This is a genomic window from Burkholderia sp. E168m23 (assembly GCF_016586125.1).
GTDB lineage: Bacteria > Pseudomonadota > Gammaproteobacteria > Burkholderiales > Burkholderiaceae > Burkholderia > Burkholderia orbicola.
This window is the reverse complement of sequence record NZ_BCPP01000444.1, coordinates 1-5669: the sequence shown is the minus strand read 5'-3', so window position 1 is coordinate 5669 and position 5669 is coordinate 1. Positions and strand designations below refer to the sequence as shown.

Genomic DNA, 5669 nt, shown 5'->3' with positions numbered 1-5669 from the left:
TTGTTCGACCGACAGGTTGACGTCCGCGACGGCGGTGAGCTCGCCGAAGGTTTTCGTCAGATCCGTAAGCGTGAGAAACGACATGGGGAACTCCGGGTTCGCGCACCGCCTGGCCGGTGCGCCGATGACGCGGACTCTAGCCAGCCATATTTCGGCGCGTCAATTTGGAATTCTGCTGAACGGGATGAATTTCTGAAAAATTCCATTGAATGGAACGAACGGAAAAATCGCGTGCGAATCGTTCCGGTGGATGAAGGGCGGGCGACCCGCGAAACGCGCGCGTCAATCCCGTGCACACCCGGATGCCTGCGGATTTTCGACCGGACGACAATGGCGGTTACCGTATTCCGTTCAGTGAAATCGTCGAGGAGAGCCGGCATGCAGGAACCCCATTTGCCCGGAACGTCGCCGGCTGCGCGCATGCCGCACCCGGACGAGGACGCTGTCCCGGCTGATTCGGCCGATGCGGCCGGCGCGCCCGGCACCGGCATGCTGCAGCGTGCGCTCGCGATTCTGCGCGCGCTGGCCGGCATGCAGCAGGACGGCGTGCGCGTCACGCATCTCGCGAAGGCCGTCGGCCTCACGCAGGGCACCGCGCACCGGATCCTGCAATCGCTGATCGCCGAAGGGATGGTCGAACAGGACGAGCAGTCGAAGCTGTACCGGCTGAGCGTCGACTTCTTCGCGCTCGCCGCGCTGGCCGGCAACCCGAGCAGCATGCGCACGCTGTGCCGACCCGCGCTGCTGCGGCTGTGCGCGAGCCTCGGCGAAACCATCTTCCTGCTCGTGAAGAGCGGCTTCGACGCGGTGTGTCTCGACCTGTGCGAAGGGCCGTTCCCGATCCGCTCGTTTACCGGCGACATCGGCGGCCGCATCGCGCTCGGCGTCGGGCAGGGCAGCCTCGCGATCCTCGCGTTCCTGCCCGAGGCCGAACGCGAGGAGGTGATCCGCTTCAACGTGCCGCGCATCCGCGGTTACGGCGTGCTCGACGAGGTGTATTTGCGCACCGAGATCGAGCGCGTGCGACAACTCGGCTACGCGGGCCGCAACAGCGGCGTGCTCGACGGGATGGCCGGCGTCGCGGTGCCGATCCTCGATCGCACCGGTTATCCGGTCGGCGCGCTGAGCGTCGGCACGCTCGCGTCGCGGCTCGGCGACGACCGGATGCCGATGGTAGTCGAACTGCTGCGGCGCCAGGCCGACGCGATCGGCCCACGCACGAATCCGTTCGACGCCGCGTTGCGGCGGCCGATGCACGGGTTATCGGGGAAAACCATCTAGCCGCGTTACGCGTTGCCGTTTCATCGGCTTGCTTGCGCAAGTCATTTACGTTCGATCGAGGCGCGCAGGGTCCGGCGGACCTGCGCGCTTTTGTTTTTTAGCGGTGCCGCCTGCGCACATCGAATGACGTTTTTCGAGGGTTATACGACCTTTGAGTCATCTGCATGCCGCTCCATACTTCACGTGAACGATCGAGCCGGAACAAGCACGCAACCACCATCGCGTGTCGCGTATCCGGCCTGGTGACTCACCACATGAAAAGGAACGGAAGATGCGACTCAGGAACAAATCGGCGTTGATCACGGGCGGCACCAGCGGCATCGGTCTGGCCACCGCGAAGCTGTTCATTTCAGAAGGCGCGCGTGTCGCGGTGACGGGGCGCGACGAACGCGTATTCGAGCGCGTGAAGGCGGAGCTCGGCGAGCATGCGGTCGTGCTCAAGGGCGATGTGCGGTCGCTCGACGACATGCGCGCGATTGCCGGCGAGGTTAACGAGAGGTTCGGCGGTCTCGACGTGGTATTCGCCAATGCCGGCTGGGCGTTTCCGTCCGCCGTCAACGACATCGACGACACGCTGTACAACGACATCATGGACGTCAACGTCAAGGGCGTGGTGTTCACGCTTCAAGCGGCGCTGCCGTACTTGCGCGAAGGTTCGTCGGTGATCCTCAATACCTCGTTCGTCGCGCAGACTGGCAAGCACGGCATCTCGCTGACCGCCGCGGCGAAGGCCGCCGTGCGCTCGCTGGCCCGCAGCTGGTCGTACGAATTTCTCGACCGGAAAATCCGCTTCAACGCGATCGCGCCCGGCGCGATCGATACGCCGCTGCTTTCGAAGTGGGGCAAGCCCGACGAATGGGTACGCGACCGCAAGGCCGAATTCGCCGAAGCGATTCCGGTGGGCCGCATGGGCCACGCCGACGACATCGCGTACGCGGCGCTCTATCTCGCCAGCGACGAATCGTCGTTCGTCGTCGGCACCGAGCTGGTGGTCGATGGCGGGGCGTCGCAGCTCTGAGCCTGCGCTGCACGCTTCCTGAGTCCGGCACGTCATCCCGGCTCATCCCCATACCGATTTGACGTCCGCCACGCCGTTCGCGGTGGCGGTTATTCGATCCGGCCCGGCGTGGTCGCGCTCGCCCATGGGCCGAAGTGCAAGGAGCAATCATCTTGACCGACAGTAGCGACAATCATGCCCCGGGCGGGCAACTCACGCGGGCAGGCCGTTCGCGCCGCGATGTCCTGAAGTTCGGCAGCGCCGCCACCCTCGGCGCCGTGCTGGGCGGCAGCGCGTTGCTCGGGCACGCTGCGCCTGCGCCGGCGCCGACGGGCAGCCCAGCGCTGCTTGCGCCGACCGAGCCGCTCAACATCCTGATCGTCAATTACGACGGCGGCACACTGCTCGACTTCGCGGGCCCGAGCGAGATTTTCCACCGGCTGCCGAATACGAACGTTCGCTACGCGAGCCTCGACGGCGGCAACGTGACGCTCGAATTCGGCGTGGTGTACGGGAAGACCGAACGGCTGGCCGATATCGACCGGACCGACGTGATCCTCGTGCCTGGCGGGTCCGATTTGTCGGCGCCGATGCGTCCGGCGTATCAGGCGCAGATCCGGCGTCTGGCGGAGAGCGCCAAACACGTGACGTCGGTGTGCAACGGCTCGCTCGTGCTTGCCGCGACGGGCGTGCTCGATGGCAAGCGCAGCGCCTGCCATTGGGCGTTCGTCAACAAGCTGGCCGAGTACGGCGCGATTCCGGTTCCCGATCGCTTCGTCGAAGACGACGACGGCCGCTTCATGAGCGGCGGCGGGGTGACGGCGGGCATCGATTTCGCGCTGCGCGTGGCGGCGAAGCTGCGCGGCCAGCAGGCCGCCGAATACACGCAGCTCGTCGTCGAATACGATCCCGATCCGCCGTTCCACTCCGGTCATCCGAGAGAGGCGCGACCCGAACTCGTCGCGATGGTCGACAAGAAGCTGCCCGGCGCATCGAAGGGACTCGCGCGCGTTCCCGGCGTCCGCTGACACGCTGGCCGGCGACGCGTACAGGGTCGCCGCCTCTTCAATTCAAACCCGATTCGGAAATCATACGATGCGTCAGATTCATCTTTGTACGGCTGCGCTTGCAGCGTGCGTGTCCTTTTTTGCATTCACGGCGCCGGCTGTCGCCGGTGGTGCGCAACGCCTGCCCGAAGCGGCGATCAAGGCCGAAAACGCACGGTGGGCGGATGCCTTTGCGCGAGGGGACTACGACGCGATCGGCCGCCTCTATACCGACGACGGCACGCTCTTGCCGCCGGACGGCGACAAGGTCACCGGGCGCCGCGCGATCACCGAGTACTTCACCAGCGGGTATGCCGGATCGAAGCCCGGCACCGTCTCGTTCAGCAATGACGAGTTCTACGGTAACGACCGGGTCGTGACGGAGGTATCGGATGTGGAGGTTCGCGACGGTGACGGAAAGCTCAAGATCCGCGCGAAGCAGACGCTCGTCTTCCTGAAGCAGGGCGGCACGTGGAAGCTGCATCGCGACATGTGGAACGCTTACCCACCCGTCAAGGACTGACGGTCGTCGACGTCCGGCGAAAGGGCGCGTTGCGTAGTCACGCTACGCGCGCGCCTATCAGCCGTTAGCGGGACGTCGACCATGCAGCGCATTGATCGGCAGGCGTTCGATCAGCGTGCTGCGTTCGACCTGCTCTCGCGCCGAATCGCTTGCGGCGGGTGTCCGAGCAGCTTGATGAAGGCTCGGCGCATCCGCTCCGGATCGGTGAATCCCACTGCCAGCGCAATCTGTTCGATCGGTTCGCTGCCGCCCTGCAGGCGCAGTCTCGCCGCTTCGACGCGCAAGCGCTCGACCGCCCTCGCCGGCGTTTCACCGGTTTCCCGGCGAAATGCGCGTCCGAACTGTCGCACGCTCAAGCTCGCTGCATCGGCGAGCCGTTCGACCGGCAACGCTTCGGTCAGGTGTTCGCGGGCGAAATTCAGTGCGATGCGGATGCGATCCGATTCCGGCTCCATCTGCGACATCGCCGAGAATTGCGATTGCCCGCCGGGTCGCCGATACGGCACGACCAGCAGCCGGGAGACCTCGCGCGCGATCTCCGCGCTCATGTCCCGTTCGATCATGCCGAGCGCCAGGTCGATGCCGGAGGCGATGCCCGCCGATGTCCAGACGCGGCCATCGACCACATAGATACTGTCGCCGTCGACCCGCGTGCGAGGGAAGCGTGACTGCAACTGCGCGGCGTATCGCCAGTGCGTCGCAGCTCTCAAACCGTCGAGCGAGCCGGTTTCCGCGAGCAGAAATGCACCCGTACACACGCTGGCCACTCGCGACGCCTTGGCGGCCAGCTTGCTGGCCGCGGTGATGTTTTCCGAAGTCTGCATCGGCGCGATATCGCCGCCGACGAACACGATGGTGTCGAACGCGCGCCGTCCGACCGGCTTCGTGTCGATCGAAAGGCCGGTATTGCCGGGAATCGGGCCGCCGGTGGGTGAGATGACGTGAAGATCGTAGGGCGTATGGCCGGCGGCCGTGGCCACCTGATTGAAGGCCGACAACGGGCCGCCCAGATCGAGCGCGTCGTAGCCGCGGCAAACGAAAAATCCAATGCGATGCATGACGAAGCAATTGATCGAGAACCCCGGAATGGCGAATTTTACCGGGAACCCTCGAATTGTGTCGTTTGACTCGAAACGAGGGAAAAACGTCGTTTACGCCGCCTTCGATCGACTGTATTCGTTTGCGCCGCGCGGATGCGATGCCGACGGAAAGCGACGCTCAGCGACGGTAGATGAACTCCAGATCGGTCGATTCGCCGACCTTGAAATCGTACGTACCGACCCGCTTGAAGCCGGCCTTCTCGTAGAACGCGATGGCCTTCGCATTGCCTGACCACACGCCCAGCCATACCGGGCCGGGGCGCGTCGCGGCGAGATACTCGAGCGCGGCGTCGAACAATGCCCGTCCGGCGCCGGTACCTTGCGTGCCGCGTCGAAGGCAGATCTGATGGATCTCGCCCGAGCCGTCCGCCACGTCCGGATGCGGAAGCTTGCACGGCCCCGCGTGCGCATATCCGACCAGCGTGCCGTCGTCGCCTTCCGTGACCCACGTGCGGCGTTGCGGGTCGGCGAGCTGTTCGGTGATCGCTGCCACCGAGTAAGTCCGGGCTTCGTATTCGGCCAGATCGTGCGGCGGGTAGTCGATGCCGAATCCGTCCTGCAGAAAGGTTTCGCGAAACGTATCGCGCTTCAATTTGGCAAGCGGGACGGCATCGTAATAACTTCGTATAGCATACATTATACGAAGTTATACGAGTCAGATCCGTAAGCGTGAGAAACGACATGGGGAACTCCGGGTTCGCGCACCGCCTGGCCGGTGCGCC

Annotated in this window: 6 protein-coding genes and 1 pseudogene; 5 read left to right on the top strand and 2 right to left on the bottom strand. The window is 64.9% G+C overall.

All coding sequences use genetic code 11. The features are described from left to right. From JMF90_RS40170 to JMF90_RS21510, 5 genes and pseudogenes are all read left to right on the top strand, one after another. Positions 1-196 (top strand): annotated as a pseudogene (locus JMF90_RS40170) (hypothetical protein); the annotation flags it as partial. A gap of 182 nt (positions 197-378) precedes the next feature. Next, the gene (locus JMF90_RS21525) at positions 379-1281 is read left to right on the top strand and encodes an IclR family transcriptional regulator (protein ID WP_201317167.1); all 903 of its coding nucleotides are present in this window, start codon (positions 379-381) and stop codon (positions 1279-1281) included. Between the two features lie 271 nt (positions 1282-1552). Next, positions 1553-2299, top strand: coding sequence for an SDR family oxidoreductase (locus JMF90_RS21520; protein WP_011548361.1), 747 nt, complete (start codon positions 1553-1555; stop codon positions 2297-2299). Positions 2300-2451: 152 nt separating this feature from the next. Next, the gene (locus JMF90_RS21515; protein WP_011548360.1) at positions 2452-3306 is read left to right on the top strand and encodes a DJ-1/PfpI family protein; all 855 of its coding nucleotides are present in this window, start codon (positions 2452-2454) and stop codon (positions 3304-3306) included. Between the two features lie 67 nt (positions 3307-3373). Then, positions 3374-3847, top strand: a complete 474-nt coding sequence (locus tag JMF90_RS21510; RefSeq protein WP_011548359.1) for an SgcJ/EcaC family oxidoreductase — start codon at positions 3374-3376, stop codon at positions 3845-3847. 110 nt (positions 3848-3957) lie between these two features. Here JMF90_RS21510 and JMF90_RS21505 read toward each other — a convergent pair whose 3' ends face one another. Beyond that, positions 3958-4905, bottom strand: a complete 948-nt coding sequence (locus tag JMF90_RS21505) for a GlxA family transcriptional regulator (protein WP_011548358.1) — start codon at positions 4903-4905, stop codon at positions 3958-3960. A gap of 160 nt (positions 4906-5065) precedes the next feature. Beyond that, positions 5066-5584 carry a GNAT family N-acetyltransferase gene (locus JMF90_RS21500; RefSeq protein ID WP_201325409.1) on the bottom strand — a complete coding sequence of 173 codons (519 nt, stop codon included), beginning with the start codon at positions 5582-5584 and terminating at the stop codon, positions 5066-5068. Positions 5585-5669: the final 85 nt, after the last annotated feature.

What these genes read in the sequence shown, in the direction of transcription:
- JMF90_RS21510 (WP_011548359.1), top strand. Translation starts at nt 3,374, where the DNA reads ATGCGTCAGATTCATCTTTGTACGGCTGCGCTTGCAGCGTGCGTGTCC.
- JMF90_RS21505 (WP_011548358.1), bottom strand. Translation starts at nt 4,905, where the DNA reads ATGCATCGCATTGGATTTTTCGTTTGCCGCGGCTACGACGCGCTCGAT.
- JMF90_RS21500 (WP_201325409.1), bottom strand. Translation starts at nt 5,584, where the DNA reads ATGTATGCTATACGAAGTTATTACGATGCCGTCCCGCTTGCCAAATTG.
- JMF90_RS21520 (WP_011548361.1), top strand. Translation starts at nt 1,553, where the DNA reads ATGCGACTCAGGAACAAATCGGCGTTGATCACGGGCGGCACCAGCGGC.
- JMF90_RS21525 (WP_201317167.1), top strand. Translation starts at nt 379, where the DNA reads ATGCAGGAACCCCATTTGCCCGGAACGTCGCCGGCTGCGCGCATGCCG.